Here is a 17033-nt window from a genome sequence, read left to right as displayed (position 1 = left end):
CGCACAAGGGATTGACGTCCTTGCTGACAAGCAGTCTTATAAGTCGTGACCGCGGGTAACAGCGGCCCGTACGACGAGGTGGGACAGCGATGACGACGGTGACGGAAGCCGATGTGCTGCGCGACGCTCTCGGCCTGCTCAAGGACCGGGAGCAGGTGGCCGAGCGGCTGCTCGACTCCTCCGCCAAGCACTCCTTCGACCCGGACAGGGAACTGGACTGGGACGCTCCCTACGAGGACGGCAAGTGGTTCTGGCCGCCGGAACTGGTGTCGCTGTACGACACGCCGCTGTGGAAGCGGATGAGCGAGGAGCAGCGGATCCTGCTCTCGCAGCACGAGGCCGCGGCGCTCGCCTCGCTCGGCATCTGGTTCGAGATCATCCTGATGCAGCTGCTGGTCCGGCACATCTACGACAAGCCGGCGACGAGCGCGCACGTGCGGTACGCGCTCACCGAGATCGAGGACGAGTGCCGGCACTCCAAGATGTTCGCCCGGCTGATCGCGCACGGCGGGACGCCCTGGTACCCGGTCAGCCGGGTGCACCGGAACCTCGGCCGCCTCTTCAAGACGATCTCGACGACGCCGGGATCCTTCACCGCCACCCTCCTCGGCGAGGAGATCCTGGACTGGATGCAGCGGCTGACCTTCCCCGACGAGCGGGTGCAGCCGCTGATCCGCGGAATCACGCGCATCCACGTGGTCGAGGAGGCCCGCCACGTCCGCTACGCGCGCGAGGAGTTGCGCCGCCAGATGCTGACGGCGCCGCGGTGGTCGCAGGAGTTCACGCGCGTCTCGTCCGGAGAGTTCGCCCGCGTCTTCTCGGTCGCCTTCGTCAACCCCGAGGTCTACACCAACGTGGGCCTGGACAAGCAGGAGGCCATGGCCCAGGTGAAGGCGAGCGGGCATCGCCGGGAGGTCATGCAGACGGGCGCGAAGCGGCTGACGGACTTCCTGGACGACATCGGGGTGCTGCGGGGCGTGGGGCGGCGCCTGTGGAGGTCCTCGGGCCTGCTGGCCTGACGGCGGGCCCGTCCGGCGCCGCACCGGCACGGCCGGAAAGGGGCCGCGCGTGCGCTTGCGGGGCGGTCGCGGCTCCTGTCGGGTCCCCCTCGCCGCGACCGCGCGATTACGCTGCGGACATGACCTCCGAGGCCCCCACCCGCGCGTACCGTCGGCTCAGCGTCGAGGAGCGGCGCAGCCAGCTGCTCGGCGCCGCGCTGTCCCTGTTCGCGCACCGCGCCCCCGAGGAGGTCTCGCTGGACGACGTGGCCGAGGCCGCCGGCGTCTCGCGCCCGCTCGTGTACCGCTACTTCCCGGGCGGCAAGCAGCAGCTGTACGAAGCCGCCCTGAGATCCGCGGCGGAGGAGCTGCAGAAGTGCTTCGACGAGCCGCGGGACGGTCCCCTCCTGCCCCGGCTGAGCCGGGCCCTCGACCGCTACCTCGCCTTCGTCGACCAGCACGACGCCGGCTTCAGCGCCCTGCTGCAGGGCGGCAGCGTGGCCGAGACGTCCCGCACCACCGCCATCGTGGACGGGGTCCGGCGGGCCGCCGCCGAGCACATCCTCGGCCACCTCGGCGCCGAGGAGCCCGGGGCGCGGCTGCGGATGACCGTACGCATGTGGATCACGGCCGTGGAGGCCGCCTCCCTCATCTGGCTCGACGAGGACAAACAGCCGCCGGTCGGCGAGTTGCGGGACTGGCTGGTGGAGCAGTTCGTCGCCTGCCTGGTGGCCACGGCGGGGCGCGACGCCCAGACCGCCGCCGTGGTGCGGGACGCCCTGGCCCTGGAGAGCGCGGAGGGACCGGCCGGTGCGCTGGTGCGGGGCGTACTGCCCGTGGTGGGCGGCGCCGGCCATCTGCTGTGACCCGGCGACGCGCCGGGGACCCCTCCCCCCGCGCGGAGGAGACTGGTGCCGTGAAGAGCCAAGACACCCCCTTCGTAGGCGGTCCGCTGGACGGGCGCGTCCTTCCGGTCCTGCTCGGCCCGACCGGCCATCCGCCGAAGACGTACCGCGTCCCGGTCCCGGACCCGGCCGGCGGCCCGCCGACCGTGCTCGTCTACCGGCGTGTCGAGGCGGGCCGGGGCAGCACCCTCCGTCTCCACCCGGGCTGGAGGTACGAGTTCGACCCCGAGGGCGACGGCGGCCGGCGCCCCCGTCTGCGGTGGCCGAACCCGCGCCGGAAGCCAGGCGCCACGCCGGGCGGCGCCGCGGAAGCCTCCGACGAGTGACCTCCCGAGTGACCTCCCTGGGCCGAACCGACCACGCCGCGGGCGCCCGGGACGCACACGACGGATCCTGCCGGTGCGAGGTGGACCCCCCACCCCGCGCACCGGAGGTGATGTCATGTCAGGACGGCTGCTCCGCCAGGCCTGCACGGCGGCGGTGACCGCCGCGGCGGCCCTGCTCGCCCCCGGACCCGCGACGGCCGCCGCGGGTCCGGGCACCGGCTCCGACTCCGGCCGGCGACCGGAGACCCGCTCGGTCTCCAAGCTTCTGACGGACCTCCAGCAGAGGTACCGGCGGGCCGAGCGGGCCACCGAGGCGTACAACGCCACCACAGAGAAACTGAAGAAGCAGCGGGCCGAGGTCGCGCGGCTCGACGGGCAGCTCACCCGGGCCCGGCTCGCCGTGCACAGCAGCCGCGGCGAGATCGGCCGGCTCGCCCGGCAGCAGTACCGCACCAGCACGGAGATCTCCCGGTACGTCCGCCTGCTGCTCTCCCGCGATCCGCAGCACGCGCTCGACGAGGGGCATGTGATCGGGCAGTTGGCGCGGGGACGGGCCGGGACCCTGCGCCGCCTGGCGGGCGCCGAGAAGCAGGCCGGCGAGCTGGCCCGCACGGCGCGCGCGGCCCTCGACAGGCAGCTCGCCCTCGCCAGGCGGCAGAAGACGGAGCAGGACACCGTCCGCAGGCAGCTGAAGGACATCGAGAAGCTGATCGCCTCGCTCAGCGCCGGACGGCTCGCCGAGCTGGCCGACTTCGAGCGCGGCGGGGCCGCGGCGGCACAGCGGAGATTTCTGGCCTCCGGCGCGCTCAGCGGGGAGCGGGCACCCACGGAGGCGGGCCGCAGGGCGCTGCGGTACGCCGTCGGGCAGATCGGCAAGCCGTACAAGTGGGGCGCCGAGGGACCGAGGTCGTACGACTGCTCGGGACTGACCTCGCGGGCCTGGAAGCACGCGGGGCTGGCCGTCCCGCGGACCAGCCAGGAGCAGTGGGCCCGGCTGCGGCACGTGCCGCTGAAGGACCTGAGGCCCGGGGACCTGGTGGTCTACTTCCCCGAGGCCACGCACGTCGCCCTGTACCTCGGGGACGGCATGGTCGTCCAGGCGCCGCGGCCGGGAACCACGATCAAGGTGTCCCCGATCGCGTCGTACCCCGTACTCGGAGCGGTACGTCCGGACCCCGGCGGGGAGCCCCTGCGGCACTACGTCCCGCCGCGGCTCCCGCTGTGAGCCCGCCACCCGAAGGCGCGGCGGACGAGGCGGATTGAGTCCGCATCAGATGCCCCCGTCATGCGACACGCGCGCGAGTGCACCCGACCGGCCCTGCCGTATCACTCCTCGGCCATACCCGATATGACAGTAAAAGTGGCCTTCAGTACGTTCGTCGAAGGTCGGCTGTCCAGCCGACGTCTTCAAGACCGAGAGAAGTGACATGCCCACGCGTACCTTCGTTGTGGCCGCCGCCGTAGTGGGCGCCGCGGCCCTTGCCACCACCGGCATCACCTACGCCTCGATCGCCGATTCCAGCGAGAGCGCCACGTCCGGCCACCGGTCGACCGCGTCGGTCCAGCCGTCGGCACAGCGACCGGCCTCCACCTCCCCACCCCTCGGTGACGGCACCGCACACGGGCAACGGGACGACCACCGTCAGCAGGGCCACAGCCAGCAGGGCCACAGCCAGGCAAGCAGCCCGCAGCAGGGCCACGGCCAGGAGAACGGCGGCCAGGGGGGCCGCAACCGGGAGGGCCGCGACGGAGACGGCCGTGACGGCGGGCGTGACGGCGGCCGCGGATACGGCGGCGGCCACGGCCACGAGGACTGGGGAAGGATCTACTTCAACGACCGGACCTACTCCGCCCACACGGACGGCTGCGTCACCGCGGCCAGCGGCCTGGGCTCCAGCAGCTTCAGCGTCTTCAACGACAGCCGTATGGTCATCGAGATCTTCCGCGGCTTCACCTGCGACAACGGCGCTCCCGTCGCCACGGTCGGCCCCCACGGCACGGGCTACGGCGTCGTGACCCGTACCGTCCACAAGGGCGTCTTCGGCGACGACGGCGTCGTGGGAAGCTTCCGGGTGATCGACCAGGACGACTGGTGACCGTGCCGCCCGGAGTATCCGGAAACCCCGGCCCGCCGGAATCGGGCCGGTGGCTCCGGTGTACGACGACAGACCGTCAGGCCCCCGAGACCGACGCCAGGTACGCCTCCGCCTTCTCGGGCTCGTAGAAGTAGTCCTCGAAGTCGGCCGGGTTGTTGAAGCCGTTGGCGAAACGGTCCGCGACCGGCTGCAGGGCGCCCGCCGCGCCGATCAGGTTGAGGACGTGCTCCGGCGGCACGCCCAGCATCGCGTTCGTCCACTTGGTCACATGCCGGGCCGTGTCCCAGTAGCGGTCGAACGTCTGCCGCATCCAGACCTCGTCGAACTCCTTGTCGCCGTGTTCCAGGATCGAGGCGAGGTACGCGGCGGCGCACTTGGCGGCCGAGTTGGCGCCCTGGCCGGTGACCGGGTCGTTCGCCACCACCACGTCCGCGACACCCAGTACCAGGCCGCCACCGGGAAGGCGGCCCACGGGGTTGCGCACGGTGGGGGCGTACCGCCCTGACAGCGTGCCGTTCGCGTCGGTCAGTTCCACCTTGGTGGCCCGCGCGTACTCCCAGGGTGTGAACCGCTCCATGAGCTCCAGGGTCAGGGACAGGTGCTCACCCGGGTCCTTGACCCCGTTGAAGACGTCGAGCGGGCCGCCGGGGACGCCCTCCCAGAAGAGGATGTCCGCGCGCCCGGAGAGGGTGAGGGTCGGCATGACGAAGAGCTCGCCCACGCCCGGGACCAGATTGCAGCGGACCGCGTCGAACTCCGGGTGCTCCGGGCGCGGGCCGAGGCCGTGGACGTAGGCGACCGCGAGGGCCCGCTGCGGCTCGCTGAACGGGGAGCGCGAGGCGTCGCGGCCGAACATCGACACCAGCTCGCCCTTGCCCGCCGACACCAGCACCAGGTCGTAGGCGCGGGAGAAGTAGTCGAGGTCGGAGACCGCCGCCCCGTGGATCACCAGCTGGCCGCCGCGCTGGGCGAACGTCTCCATCCAGCCGGCCATCTTCAGCCGCTGGTCCACGGACTGCGCGTACCCGTCGAGGCTGCCCACCCAGTCGATCACGCGCTGCGACTCGGGACCCGCCACGGAGACGCCGAGCCCCTCGATGTCCGGAGCCTGGGACTCCCAGAAGTTGAGCTGCAGGTCGCGCTCGTGCTGCAGCGCCGTGTGGAACATGCACTGCGTCGACATGACGCGGCCGGAGCGGATCTCGTCCGCGGTCCGGTTGGACATCAGGGTGACCTCGTACCCGTTCGCCTGGAGGCCGAGGGCGAGCTGGAGTCCGGACTGGCCGGCTCCGACGACGAGTATCTTCCGCATGCGGGGGGTTCTCCTACTCGGGGGTGACGTCCAGCGCGTGGCCGACGAGGGCGAGGAGAGTCTCGACCACCGAGATCCGGCGGCGCGCGTCCATGATCATGACAGGTATGTGTGCGGGTATGGTGAGGGCCTCACGCACGTCCTCGGGTTCGAACCGCTCGCTGTCGTCGAAGTGGTTGACCGCGACCACGTACGGCAGACCGCTGCTCTCGAAGTAGTCGAGCGCCGGGAAGCAGTCCGCGAGCCGCCGGGTGTCGGCCAGGACGACCGCGCCGATCGCACCGCGCACCAGGTCGTCCCACATGAACCAGAACCGCTGCTGGCCCGGCGTACCGAAGAGGTAGAGCACCAGGTCGTCATCGAGCGTGATGCGCCCGAAGTCCATGGCCACGGTGGTGGTGAGCTTCTCCGGCGTCCCGGTGAGGTCGTCGGTCTCCTGGCTGGCCTCGGTCATCAGCGCCTCCGTCTGGAGGGGCGTGATCTCCGAAACGGCGGTCACCAGGGTGGTTTTGCCGACGCCGAAGCCGCCCGCCACCACGATCTTCGTGGCGATCGGAGCGCGCGTGCGGTCCGTCTGCCATGCCTGCAGGTGCTCCTCTTCGTCGAGGAGCGGGGAGACGCCCGGGGAGGCGTCAGAGACGACGGAGTCCACTCAGCACCCTTTCCAGCAGAGCGCGGTCCGGCTGTCCAGGGCCGTGACCGGTTCCGTACACACGGATCTTTCCCTGGTCCGCGAGATCGCTCAGGAGAACGCGGACCACCCCGAGCGGCATCTTCAGCAGTGCCGCGATCTCCGCCACCGTGCGCATGCGGCGGCAGAGTTCGACGATGGCCCGCATCTCCGGCATCACTCGGGCGGCCAGTGAACCTCCCCCAGTACCCAACGTCTGGGAGGTGCCCCCAGTCAGCTCGCGCCGTTCCTCGGGGGCCTCCAGTGCCGCCACGAACGTCTCGACGAGCAGGACGTGGCCGAAGCGGGTGCGGCCGCCGGTGAGCGAGTAGGGGCGCACCCGGGCGGGCTTGCGGTCGCCGCCGCGGACGGGGAGCTTCCCCGGTGTGCTGTTCATCGGGCGCTCCCCGCCGAATCGGCCTCCAGGGACCTGCGCAGCTCGCTGCGGAGTTCGGGCGTCAGGACGTGTCCGGCACGGCCGACGAAGAGCGCCATGTGGTACGCCACCACGCTCATGTCGCAGTCCGCGGAGCCGTGCACGCCGAGCAGCGAGCCGTCGCTGATCGACATGACGAACAGGCTGCCCTCCTCCATCGCGACCATCGTGTGCTTGACCCCGCCGAAGTCCATCAGCTTCGCGGCCCCGACGGTGAGGCTGCCCACGCCGGAGACGATGGTGGCGAGGTCGGCGGAGGATCCCCGGGGGCCGCTGGGCCTGTCGGCGGCGGTGCCACCGCCCGAGCCGGTTCGAGTGTGGTGGAGGCCGGGGTCCGACGAGAGCAGGAGCAGACCGTCGGAGGAGACCACCGCGACCGACAGCAGCCCCGGCACCTCCTCGACGAGGTTCGTCAGCAGCCAGTGCAGGTTGCGAGCCTCACTGCTCAGTCCGAAGGTACTGGGCGCGGTCAACTGCTTGCCTCCTCGACTGTGCCCCCCGATGCTTCTACGTCCGGTGCGGTGCCGGGTGGTGCGGTGTCCGGCGCCGCCGTGGACCGGTGCGCGCCCGCCCTCGTCTCGCCCGTCCGCTCGGCGCTCTCCGACTCGGCGTGGCGGTAGCCCTCCGTGGCGCCGCGGTGGAACCCGCCGAGCCTGCGGCGCAGCGCCTCGGCGTCCACACCGCGGGCGCGCGTCCGCGGGGCCTCGGCCGACGCGGTGATCCTGGGGGTGCGCTTGGGAAGGCCCTTGGCGGTGAGCCGGGGGGCGTCCGGCTCCTCGGCGGCGTGCGCGCCGTCCGGGGCCGACCGCGGCCGGCCCTGGTCAGGGGCGCGTTCGTGGACGTCGGGGCCAATGGCGTACGGGTCGACCGTGGACTGGGCGGGGATGTCGACGGCGGGAGCGGGAGCGGGTTCCTCCGGCCGCGGTGACGGCAGCAGCAGCTCCATCGTGGTCTCGGGGCCGGGCACCGGTGCGGGCTCGGCGGTGGACGGCGCCGGGTACGCGACCCGGCCGGAAGGCTCCTCGTGTGCCGGGGCGCCGGCGTCCCCCGTCCGCCCGTCCGCGTACAGGAGACCCTCGCCCCGTGCGGTCTCGCCGCGTACGAGGCCCCGGTCCCCCGCGGGCTCGCTCGCCCCCGCCGGCCCGGTGTCCCGCACCGGTCCGTCGCCGCGGACGCCGTCGTCGCCGCGGACGCCGTCGTCGCCGCCGTCGTGCTCGCGCACGGCCTGTTCCGCCGCCGCGATCAGCGGGTCCTCGTCACCCGTCGGCTCCGGCACGGTGATCCGCGCACGAGCGCTCAGGACGTTCGCGTTCGCCTCCGCGTCGGCGCCGGGCAGGGACGGGGAGGGCGCGTCGCCATGGACCGGGGCCGCGGCGGGTGCGGCGGCCGCCGGGGTCTCGGCGAGCAGGGTGCCGGGCAGGACGACGACCGCCGCGACACCGCCCTGCTTCTGTTCGCGCATCTGGACGCGCACGCCGTGCCGGTGGGCGAGCCGGGCCACCACATACAGGCCGAGCCCGAGGCCCTCGCCGCCCTCCTGGTCGTAGGAGACGTCCGGGTCGAACTCGGCGAGCCGCGTGTTGAGCCTGCTCATCCGCTCCGTCGACATGCCGATGCCCTCGTCCTGGACGGAGAGCATCACATCGCCGTTCTCCAGGAGCCAGCCCGAGACCTCGACGGGGACGTCCGGCGGCGAGGACGAGGTGGCGTTCTCCAGGAGTTCGGCCACCAGGTGTGACAGGTCGTCGGCGGCGAAGCCCGCGATGTGGGCGTGCGGCGGCAGGGCGGCGATCCGGACGCGCTCGTAGCGCTCGATCTCGCTGACCGCGGCACGCACCACGTCGACGAGCGGCACGGGCCCGGCGTGCTGCTGGACGTGCTCGGCGCCTGCCAGGACGAGGAGGTTCTCGCTGTGGCGGCGCATGACCGTGGCCAGGTGGTCGAGCTTGAAGAGCGTGGACAGCCGCTCCGGGTCCTGCTCCCGCTCCTCCAGGCCCTCGATGACGGTGAGCTGGCGCTCGACCAGGCCGAGGGTGCGCAGGGCGAGGCTGACGAAGGTGGAGTGGATGCTGTGGCGGACCTGCTCCAGGTGAGAGGCCGCCTCCGTGAGGTCGGTGCGCAGCTGGGCGCGCTCGTCGGCCATGGTCTGCCGCTGGCCGACGAGGTGCTTGCGGTCGGTCTCCAGCGTGGAGAGGCGCTCCTGGAGGGCGACGGCGTGCGCGTGCAGGGCGTTGACGGAGCGGACGACCTGGGCGAACTCGTCGTTGCGCCCGGTGAACTTCACCGGTTCCTCGGCGGCTGGGTCGGCGGCCACCCGGGCCGAGCCGAGACGGAGGACGGCGAGCGGGCGGGTGAGGCTGCGGGCCATGGCCATGGCGATGCCGACGGCCAGCAGCATCAGCGCCCCGAGGAGGGCGATACGGATCTCCAGCGCGGTGACATCGTCGTCACGCAGCTGCGCGAGGTCCTTGCTGCGGCGCTCGTAGAGGGATGCCTCGACGCCGCGCATCAGGTCGACGCGGGCGGACAGGACCGCGTCGACCTTGCGGGCGCTGTAGCCGAGTTCCTTGTCGGAGAGGGTGGGCCGGTCGGCGAGGCCCTTGAGGTACTTCTCGGCGGAGGTGACCTCGGGGCCGGTGACCGTGGAGTCGTAGGAGTCCTTGGCCGCCGGGGGCGCGGTGTCGCGGAAGTCGGCGACGGCGGCGTCGGAGCGGACGGCGGCCTGCTGGGCGGCGGCGCTGAGCGCGTCGCGCTGCGCGGTGTCGGCGTCCGAGGAGCTGGTGGTGGTGGTCGGCAGGCCGGTGACCGGGTCGAACGTGGTCTGGGTGGTGGTCGGAATGTTCAGGGCCGCGAGGAACAGCCCGCGGGCGGCGGCGGCCTGCTGTACGGCGCTGTCGAGCTCGGCGAGGGAGTGGGCGCCGGAGCCCGCGCGGGGCGGCATCTTCTCCGCCAGCTGCTCGGCGAGGGCGTGCAGCTCGGTGATGGCGGCGGAGTACGCCTGGTGCACTTCGAGAGCGGTGCTCTTGCCGGTGAGCGCCGCTCTGCGTACGGCGGCCACGTCGTCGAGGTCCTTGCGGAGCGCGGCGGAGATGTCCGGGGTGGCGCGCAGGTCCTCGATCTGCCGGTCGACGCGGGCGCTGCGCCGCTCGGCCGGCGCCTTCGACTTGGGCCGCCCGGCGGCCACGTAGGAGGTGACGTCGTCGCGCTCGTCGGCCAGCGAGTGGGCGAGAGCCAGGGCGTCCTGGGTCTGCTCGGCCAGCGTCACCAGGTTCTGGGAGTCGTTCAGCTCACCCGAGGCGGCGATGGCGCCCGGCGCCCCGGCGCCCGCGATCGCGGCGGCGACCACGGCCACCGCGACGATCAGCCGGTTGCGCACATGGGCGGGACGGCCGCTGCCCGTGGACCCGGACGAGGCGCCCCCGTCGGGGGCCGCCGTCTGCCTGCCTGTGCGCCGAGGCCGCGTCTTCTGCACCGGTGCTCACATTCCTGACTCGTGTACCCATGGGCCCGGGTGACGTTCCGTCAACTGGGTGTCGTCCGGTACGACGCCTCCCGACCCTCCCAGTGCCGGTGGGCTGAGGTCCCGCTTCGCCTGACCCGCCACCCGAAGGAGTGAACCCCGGCAGGGAGTTGGCGGGCAAGTTCCTCCGGCGCGTACGGGCGGGCCGCGCGGCATGCTGGTTGGACGTGGGCCGCGCGCTTTGGCAGTATTCGCCGCCACGGTTCACCGGAGTCGAGCATTCCATCCCAAAACAGGCGCCTGGTCCGGAGGGTCGCACCGATCCTGCGACCGATGCCGCCCTTTCGTGGATCCTGTGAAGAGCTCGTGCAGACTGGCCGGATGCGGACTGAACTGATTTCCGAGCCCGGCGACCCGGCCCGCCCCAACGAGGACTTCGCGGCACTCGCACTTCCGGCCTCAGGACAGGGCGGAACGCTGGTCGTCCTGGACGGGGTGACTCCCCCGCCGGACGGATACGGATGCCTTCACTCCGTCCCCTGGTTCTGCACGCGGCTCGGCGGGGCACTGACCGAACTGTCCCTTTCCCACCGGGATCTGACGCTGCCGGAGGTCCTTTCGCGCGCCATTCTTCGCACCGCCGAGGCCCACGCGACGACCTGTGACCTTTCTCACCCGCGCACACCCCAGGCGACCGTGGTCCTGGCCCGCTGGGCGCGGGACGTGGTGGAGTACCTGATCCTCTCGGACTCGGCCCTCCTGGCCGAGGCCCCCGACGGCACGGTCACCGCCCTCCTGGACGACCGCCTCACCCGCCTCCCGCGCGCCCGTCTGGCCACGGACGCGATCGTGGACGCCACGGTCCGCAACAAGGAGGGCGGATTCTTCACGGCGGCCGCGGACCCCTCGGTGGCGGAGCGCGCGGTGGCCGGCGAGCTGCCCCGGGCGGCCGTGCGCGCCCTCACCGCGCTGACGGACGGCGCCACCCGCTGGACCGAGAGGTTCCACGAGGGCGACTGGGCGGACCTGTTCACGTTCGTCCGCAAGGAGGGGGCGGCTGCGCTCGTGGAGCGCGTACGGGTGCTGGAGACCGCCGACCGCGAGCAGGGGGCCCACCCGGGCCGCGGCAAGGCGCACGACGACGCGACGGCGGTCTACGTGGAGCTGTGAGGGACCCGGACGCCGGGCCCGGACTTCGGATCCCGAGCCCCGGGGGCTACTTCTCCATGCTCAGGTTCAAATGGTGCAGCAGTCGCGCCAGCTCGGCCACCTCGCGCCGGTCCCAGTGGGCGAGCTGACGCACGTAGCGGGCCCGGCGGGCCTCGCGGACCCGGCCGACGCGGCTGCGGCCCTCGTCGGTGAGGTGGACGAGCCAGGCGCGGCCGTCGGCCGGGTCCGGTTCCCGGGCGACCAGCCCGAGGTCCTCCAGCGCCCGCAGCTGGCGGGACATGGTGGCCTTGCCGACGCCGATGTAGGCCGCGAGTTCCGTGGCGCGCTGGCGGCCGCCCTCGTCGAGCCGTGCGAGCAGTCCGTACGCGGCCGACTCCAGGTCCGGGTGCACCTCGCGGGCCATCTCGCCCTGGCTGGCGCGGGCTCGCCGCAAAAACACCGTCAGCTCGCGCTCCAGCGACAGGAAATCCCGGTCCGCGTCGCCGGCCGTGGCGCCGGTCCTCCCGGCGCCGTCCGGGGCTTCTCCGGTCCGGTTCATACCACTTCCCGGCGCGCCGGATCCGACCGGACGGCCCTCGCCCTTTCCGCCGTTGTGCACGTCAGCACCCCAACCCGGTTTCCCGATTCTGAAAGTTTCCGCCACGCACGGCCGTTGCCGCAGCTCCGTCAGTATTTCGCAGGCATAGACCAACGGCGGCCCCCGGCCCCCCTTCCCAGCCCGCGGTCTACGTGCGTAGCTTCCTTGCCGGAAAGCAATGGCATGCTCACGCCAACGACACGGGCGCACTTCCCACACCCCGGCGCGGGCATGGCGGACCATTCCCCCACCGAGCTCCACCGAGCCCTTCGGAGGCACGTATGCCCGTGCACAGACCCGGCACGGTCCGGCGCCCGCGCCTGTTCGCGGCCGGAATCCTGCTCGCCGCGTTCTCCCTCCTGTTCACCCTCCCGGCCCACGCCGCCGGCGCACCCGCCCGCGGCAGCGCGTACATGGGCATGGGCGTCCTCGCGCACGACGGCCGTGACGGCACGCCCAGCATCGCCGCCGTCACACAGACCGAGGGCGTCGACGTCGCCAGCTACCAGGGCAACGTCGCCTGGTCGACCCTGTGGAACAGCGGCGTCAAGTGGGCCTACACGAAGGCCACCGAGGGGACGTACTACACGAACCCGTACTTCACCCAGCAGTACGACGGCGCGTACAACGTCGGCATGATCCGCGGCGCGTACCACTTCGCGACCCCCGACACCACGAGCGGCGCCGCCCAGGCCGACTACTTCGTGGACCACGGCGGCGGCTGGTCCCGCGACGGCAAGACGCTGCCGGGCACGCTGGACATCGAGTGGAACCCCTACGGGGCGGCCTGCTACGGCAAGTCGCAGAGCGCGATGGTCGGCTGGATCGGCGACTTCCTCAACCGGTACAAGGCGCGCACCGGCCGGGACGCCGTGATCTACACCGCCACCAGCTGGTGGACCCAGTGCACCGGCAACTACGGCGGCTTCGCCTCGGCCAGCCCGCTGTGGATCGCCCGCTACGCCTCCGACCCGGGCACACTGCCGGCCGGCTGGTCGTACCAGACGATGTGGCAGTACACGTCCACCGGCCCCACGGTCGGCGACCACGACAAGTTCAACGGCGCCTACGACAGGGTGCAGGCACTGGCCAACGGCTGACGGTACCGACGGTCGGCGACTGACGGCCGACGACCGACAGCTGACGGCCGACGGCTGACGGCTGACGGCCCGCGACTGACGGACCGACGGCCGGCACGCGGGAAGGCCCGGGTCTCCCTCACGGAACCCGGGCCTTCCCTGTCCGGTGCCCGCGGTCCGGGCCCGCGGGGGACGGACGGCGTCACGCCGCCACCAAAACCTCCGGCGCCGCCTCACCGGCGGCCGGCGCGAGCGCCAGCTCCAGGACCTGACGGACGTCCGTGACGGCGTGGACGTCGAGCCGGTCCAGCACCTCGGCCGGGACGTCGTCCAGGTCCGGCTCGTTGCGTTTCGGGATGATGACGGTCGTGACGCCCGCCCGCTGCGCGGCGAGCAGCTTCTGCTTCACCCCGCCGATGGGCAGCACCCGGCCGGTCAGCGAGACCTCGCCGGTCATCGCCACGTCCGTACGGACCAGACGGCCCGACAGGAGCGAGGCAAGCGCGGTCGTCATGGTGATGCCCGCACTCGGACCGTCCTTGGGGACCGCGCCCGCCGGGAAGTGGATGTGCACGCCCCGGTCCTTCAGGTCGCCGACCGGCAGCTCCAGTTCGGCGCCGTGGGAGCGCAGGAAGCTCAGCGCGATCTGGGCCGACTCCTTCATCACGTCGCCGAGCTGACCGGTGAGGGTCAGCCCCGCCGCGCCCGTCTCCGGGTCGGCCAGCGACGCCTCCACGTAGAGGACGTCACCGCCCGCGCCGGTGACCGCGAGACCGGTGGCCACTCCGGGGACGGCCGTGCGCCGCTCCGCCGGGTCCTGGGCGGACTCGGGCACATGGTGCGGACGACCGATCAGCCCGCGCAGATCCTCGTCCCGGACCGTGAACGGCAGCTCCCGCTCACCCAGTTCGTGCTGGGCGGCGACCTTGCGGAGCAGGCGCGCGATCGAGCGCTCCAGGTTCCGCACACCCGCCTCGCGGGTGTACTCACCGGCGAGTTTGCGCAGCGCGCCCTCGTCGATCGTGATCTCGTCCTTGTCCAGACCCGCCCGCTCCAGCTGGCGCGGCAGCAGGTGGTCGCGGGCGATGACGATCTTCTCGTCCTCCGTGTAGCCGTCGAGGCGGACCAGCTCCATACGGTCGAGAAGTGCCTCCGGAATGGCTTCGAGGACGTTCGCGGTCGCCAGGAACACGACGTCGGACAGGTCGAGTTCGACCTCCAGGTAGTGGTCCCGGAAGGTGTGGTTCTGGGCCGGGTCCAGCACCTCCAGCAGGGCGGCCGCCGGGTCGCCGCGGAAGTCGGAGCCCACCTTGTCGATCTCGTCCAGCAGGACCACCGGGTTCATGGACCCGGCCTCCTTGACCGCGCGGACGATCCGGCCGGGCAGCGCGCCCACGTAGGTGCGCCGGTGGCCGCGGATCTCGGCCTCGTCGCGCACGCCGCCGAGCGCGACCCGGACGAACTTCCGCCCCATGGCGTGCGCGACGGACTCCCCGAGGCTCGTCTTGCCCACGCCGGGCGGGCCGACGAGCGCGAGCACGGCGCCTCCGCGCCGCCCGCCGATCACCCCGAGACCCCGGTCGGCGCGCCGCTTGCGCACCGCGAGGTACTCGGTGATCCGCTCCTTCACGTCCTCCAGGCCCGCGTGCTCGGCGTCCAGAACGGCCTTGGCGCCGCGGATGTCGTAGCTGTCCTCGGTGCGCTCGTTCCAGGGCAGTTCGAGCACGGTGTCGAGCCACGTGCGGATCCACGATCCCTCGGGGGACTGCTCGCTCGCCCGCTCCAGCTTGTCGACCTCCTTGAGAGCGGCCTCGCGGACCTTCTCCGGGAGATCGGCGGCCTCGACACGCGCACGGTAGTCGTCGGACTCCTCGCCCTCCTCGGTGTCGCCGTTCAGCTCGCGCAGCTCCTTGCGGACGGCTTCCAGCTGGCGGCGCAGCAGGAACTCGCGCTGCTGCTTGTCGACGCCCTCCTGGACGTCCTTGGCGATGGACTCGGCGACATCCTGCTCGGCGAGGTGGTCGCGCAGCCGCTGGGTGGCGAGCTTCAGCCGGGCGACCGGGTCGGTGGTCTCCAGCAGCTCCACCTTCTGCTCGGTCGTCAGGAACGGCGAGTAGCCCGAGTTGTCGGCGAGCGCGGAGACGTCGTCGATCGCCTGGACGCGGTCCACGACCTGCCAGGCCCCGCGCCTCCTCAGCCAGCTGGTGGCCAGGGCCTTGTACTCCTTGACCAGTTCGCCCACGTGTCCCGGCAGGGGCTCGGGCACGCTCTCGTCGACCCGGGTCCCCTCGACCCACAGCGCGGCACCCGGCCCCGTGGTGCCCGCACCGATCTTCACCCGTCCGCGGCCGCGGACGAGGGCGCCCGGGTCGCCGTCGGCGAGTCGGCCGACCTGCTCGACGGTGCCGAGCACACCGGTGCTCGCGTACGTCCCGTCGATGCGTGGGACCAGGAGAACCCTGGGCTTTCCGGGCTCGGACCGAGCGGCGGCCTGCGCCGCCTCCACCGCCGCGCGCACCTCGGAGTCGCTCAGGTCCAGCGGAACCACCATCCCGGGCAGTACGACCTCGCCGTCGAGCGGCAGCACGGGCAGGGTGAGCGGTGTGGACGTCGAAGCCATGATCTCCCCTTCGGCAGTCAAGTTGAGCTATGCCGACTCAATGCAGCACGCGATTCGATTGTTCCCCAAGGGGTGTTCGCTAGGAGCGATCGCTCCGTCGAATTGCGCGAGCGGCCGCGCTGCGGGCCCGGGTCCCGTCCGGATCGAGGCCACCCCGGCCCACCGCCGCAGGGGCCCGGGACGCCCGGTCGTGCGCGCGGAGTCGGCGGGCCGGACACCGGGAACCATGGGCGCCACCGCCCCGTGACGGGGCGAACGGCCGCCCGGGAGGGAGCCGTTGCCCGCTCATGCGCCGGCCGGGATCACCCGGCCGCGGCCGAGGCGGCGGCCCGAGGGCCCGTCCGCCGCCACCGCCGTACCAGCGGCCACGTCGCGATCCCGATCGCCAGGGACAGCAGATGGCCCCAGTCGGTCAGCGGATCCGTGCGCGCGATCAGGTCCTCCAGCAGCAGCCCGCCGTACCCGACGAGCACCGTCCAGCGCAGCCCGGGCCGCAGAAGGCCCGTCAGGGCGCCGAGGCAGGCCGCGACGCCGAAGCTGATGCCGTAGTCGAGGCGGTGCAGCGAGCTGTCGGGAAGGCGGCCCGCCAGCACCGCGAGACCCACCGGGACCTCGGTGGCCAGGGTCGCCAGCACATGGCCGAGCAGGAAGACGACGGCCGTGCGCGCACCTCCCGTACGCCGTTCCAGCGCCGTCAGGACGAACAGGAAGGCGAGCGCGTACGCCGAGGTCACCCCGCCGGCGATCCACAGCGCACTGGCGATCAGCACCCGCAACGGGCTGTGCGTCAGATGGGCCACGTCGGTGCTGGATTCTTGGTACAGGGTGTGCGCGAGCGACGGGTCGGCGAACTCGGCGAACAGGGACGTCGCGACGAGCACGACGGCGTATCCGAAGGTGAACGGCGTGCCGGTGGGCGTCGGCAGGAGCCGCCAGGGGCGTGGGAGCGTCCCGGGGGGCGGGGCCTTCGCCACGGCAGGTGCCGGGGCGGGCGGAGCCACGCGCTGGCGCGGCATGCCGTCCAGCAAGCGGGCCCCGCTCCGGAGGGCGTGAGCGTGGCATCAGCCGCCGAGACCGTACGTTCCACAGCGCGGCGCTCCTTCCGTCACACCCCACCCTCGGCGCCCCACGGGTCACTGTCCATGACCGACGCCACGCGGGACGCGATTCACAGCGACTTCCCACCTGAGCCGGGCGTCCGGCGGGCTCGCGCCCGAACAGCGGTTCACGCCTGCGACGCCCGGTCGGGGGTGCGCGGCGCGGACGCTGCCGGCCGCTACGGCCCCGGCCCGCGCGCCGCGACGTGTCGTCGGGGCACCCCCGCGCCGACGGGGGCCCGGAAGGAGTGCGGGCCGCCCGCCCGTCGCCGGTGGCCGCCCGGGCC

At 72.7% G+C, this 17033-nt stretch carries 15 protein-coding genes; 7 read left to right on the top strand and 8 right to left on the bottom strand.

Annotated features, from left to right (window positions below):
* Positions 1-89: 89 nt before the first annotated feature.
* The 5 genes from ACFSL4_RS33090 (at position 90) to ACFSL4_RS33070 (ending at position 4325) form a co-directional block, all read left to right on the top strand.
* Positions 90-1019, top strand: coding sequence for an AurF N-oxygenase family protein (locus ACFSL4_RS33090; RefSeq protein WP_381091216.1), 930 nt, complete (start codon positions 90-92; stop codon positions 1017-1019).
* 119 nt (positions 1020-1138) lie between these two features.
* Positions 1139-1864 carry a TetR/AcrR family transcriptional regulator gene (locus ACFSL4_RS33085; RefSeq protein ID WP_381091215.1) on the top strand — a complete coding sequence of 242 codons (726 nt, stop codon included), beginning with the start codon at positions 1139-1141 and terminating at the stop codon, positions 1862-1864.
* A 50-nt stretch (positions 1865-1914) separates the two neighbouring features.
* On the top strand, positions 1915-2229 hold the full coding sequence (locus ACFSL4_RS33080; RefSeq protein ID WP_381091213.1) for a hypothetical protein: 315 nt from the start codon (positions 1915-1917) through the stop codon (positions 2227-2229).
* Positions 2230-2344: 115 nt separating this feature from the next.
* Entirely contained in the window at positions 2345-3454 is a 1110-nt protein-coding gene (locus ACFSL4_RS33075; protein WP_381091211.1) for a C40 family peptidase, read from the top strand.
* Positions 3455-3656: 202 nt separating this feature from the next.
* Positions 3657-4325, top strand: coding sequence for a hypothetical protein (locus ACFSL4_RS33070; RefSeq protein ID WP_381091210.1), 669 nt, complete (start codon positions 3657-3659; stop codon positions 4323-4325).
* Between the two features lie 76 nt (positions 4326-4401).
* Here ACFSL4_RS33070 and ACFSL4_RS33065 read toward each other — a convergent pair whose 3' ends face one another.
* Genes ACFSL4_RS33065 through ACFSL4_RS33045 form a run of 5 tightly spaced genes read right to left on the bottom strand, consistent with a single transcriptional unit; the run spans position 4402 to position 10215 of the window.
* Positions 4402-5637, bottom strand: coding sequence for a styrene monooxygenase/indole monooxygenase family protein (locus ACFSL4_RS33065; RefSeq protein WP_381091208.1), 1236 nt, complete (start codon positions 5635-5637; stop codon positions 4402-4404).
* 13 nt (positions 5638-5650) lie between these two features.
* On the bottom strand, positions 5651-6289 hold the full coding sequence (locus ACFSL4_RS33060; RefSeq protein ID WP_381091206.1) for a GTP-binding protein: 639 nt from the start codon (positions 6287-6289) through the stop codon (positions 5651-5653).
* Positions 6270-6704, bottom strand: a complete 435-nt coding sequence (locus ACFSL4_RS33055; protein WP_381091204.1) for a DUF742 domain-containing protein — start codon at positions 6702-6704, stop codon at positions 6270-6272. Before ACFSL4_RS33055 ends, ACFSL4_RS33060 begins: the two co-directional genes overlap by 20 nt.
* A complete protein-coding gene (locus tag ACFSL4_RS33050) occupies positions 6701-7216 on the bottom strand; it encodes a roadblock/LC7 domain-containing protein (protein WP_381091202.1) in 516 nt (171 codons plus the stop codon). The genes ACFSL4_RS33055 and ACFSL4_RS33050 overlap by 4 nt, the downstream gene beginning before the upstream one ends.
* Positions 7213-10215, bottom strand: a complete 3003-nt coding sequence (locus tag ACFSL4_RS33045) for a sensor histidine kinase (RefSeq protein WP_381091200.1) — start codon at positions 10213-10215, stop codon at positions 7213-7215. The genes ACFSL4_RS33050 and ACFSL4_RS33045 overlap by 4 nt, the downstream gene beginning before the upstream one ends.
* Before the next feature lie 369 nt (positions 10216-10584).
* Here ACFSL4_RS33045 and ACFSL4_RS33040 point away from each other — a divergent pair, with 369 nt between their 5' ends.
* Complete coding sequence (locus ACFSL4_RS33040) at positions 10585-11373, top strand: protein phosphatase 2C domain-containing protein (RefSeq protein WP_381091199.1); 789 nt, start codon at positions 10585-10587, stop codon at positions 11371-11373.
* 46 nt (positions 11374-11419) lie between these two features.
* Here the strand turns inward: ACFSL4_RS33040 and ACFSL4_RS33035 are convergent, their stop codons facing one another.
* Complete coding sequence (locus ACFSL4_RS33035; protein ID WP_381091197.1) at positions 11420-11911, bottom strand: MarR family winged helix-turn-helix transcriptional regulator; 492 nt, start codon at positions 11909-11911, stop codon at positions 11420-11422.
* A gap of 320 nt (positions 11912-12231) precedes the next feature.
* On the opposite strand from ACFSL4_RS33035, the gene ACFSL4_RS33030 reads away from it, so the two are divergent.
* Entirely contained in the window at positions 12232-13050 is an 819-nt protein-coding gene (locus ACFSL4_RS33030) for a lysozyme (protein ID WP_381091196.1), read from the top strand.
* Positions 13051-13231: 181 nt separating this feature from the next.
* Here the strand turns inward: ACFSL4_RS33030 and lon are convergent, their stop codons facing one another.
* Positions 13232-15649, bottom strand: coding sequence for an endopeptidase La (gene lon, locus ACFSL4_RS33025; protein WP_381091194.1), 2418 nt, complete (start codon positions 15647-15649; stop codon positions 13232-13234).
* 302 nt (positions 15650-15951) lie between these two features.
* Positions 15952-16665, bottom strand: a complete 714-nt coding sequence (locus tag ACFSL4_RS33020) for a rhomboid-like protein (RefSeq protein WP_381091192.1) — start codon at positions 16663-16665, stop codon at positions 15952-15954.
* Between the last annotated feature and the right edge of the window lie 368 nt (positions 16666-17033).

The organism is Streptomyces caeni, from assembly GCF_042678285.1.
GTDB classification, from domain to species: Bacteria; Actinomycetota; Actinomycetes; order Streptomycetales; family Streptomycetaceae; genus Streptomyces; species Streptomyces caeni.
This window is presented reverse-complemented; position numbering and strand designations above follow the sequence as displayed.

What these genes read in the sequence shown, in the direction of transcription:
- ACFSL4_RS33020 (WP_381091192.1), bottom strand. Translation starts at nt 16,665, where the DNA reads ATGCCGCGCCAGCGCGTGGCTCCGCCCGCCCCGGCACCTGCCGTGGCG.
- ACFSL4_RS33075 (WP_381091211.1), top strand. Translation starts at nt 2,345, where the DNA reads ATGTCAGGACGGCTGCTCCGCCAGGCCTGCACGGCGGCGGTGACCGCC.
- ACFSL4_RS33035 (WP_381091197.1), bottom strand. Translation starts at nt 11,911, where the DNA reads ATGAACCGGACCGGAGAAGCCCCGGACGGCGCCGGGAGGACCGGCGCC.
- lon (WP_381091194.1), bottom strand. Translation starts at nt 15,649, where the DNA reads ATGGCTTCGACGTCCACACCGCTCACCCTGCCCGTGCTGCCGCTCGAC.
- ACFSL4_RS33055 (WP_381091204.1), bottom strand. Translation starts at nt 6,704, where the DNA reads ATGAACAGCACACCGGGGAAGCTCCCCGTCCGCGGCGGCGACCGCAAG.
- ACFSL4_RS33070 (WP_381091210.1), top strand. Translation starts at nt 3,657, where the DNA reads ATGCCCACGCGTACCTTCGTTGTGGCCGCCGCCGTAGTGGGCGCCGCG.
- ACFSL4_RS33040 (WP_381091199.1), top strand. Translation starts at nt 10,585, where the DNA reads ATGCGGACTGAACTGATTTCCGAGCCCGGCGACCCGGCCCGCCCCAAC.
- ACFSL4_RS33030 (WP_381091196.1), top strand. Translation starts at nt 12,232, where the DNA reads ATGCCCGTGCACAGACCCGGCACGGTCCGGCGCCCGCGCCTGTTCGCG.
- ACFSL4_RS33065 (WP_381091208.1), bottom strand. Translation starts at nt 5,637, where the DNA reads ATGCGGAAGATACTCGTCGTCGGAGCCGGCCAGTCCGGACTCCAGCTC.
- ACFSL4_RS33085 (WP_381091215.1), top strand. Translation starts at nt 1,139, where the DNA reads ATGACCTCCGAGGCCCCCACCCGCGCGTACCGTCGGCTCAGCGTCGAG.
- ACFSL4_RS33090 (WP_381091216.1), top strand. Translation starts at nt 90, where the DNA reads ATGACGACGGTGACGGAAGCCGATGTGCTGCGCGACGCTCTCGGCCTG.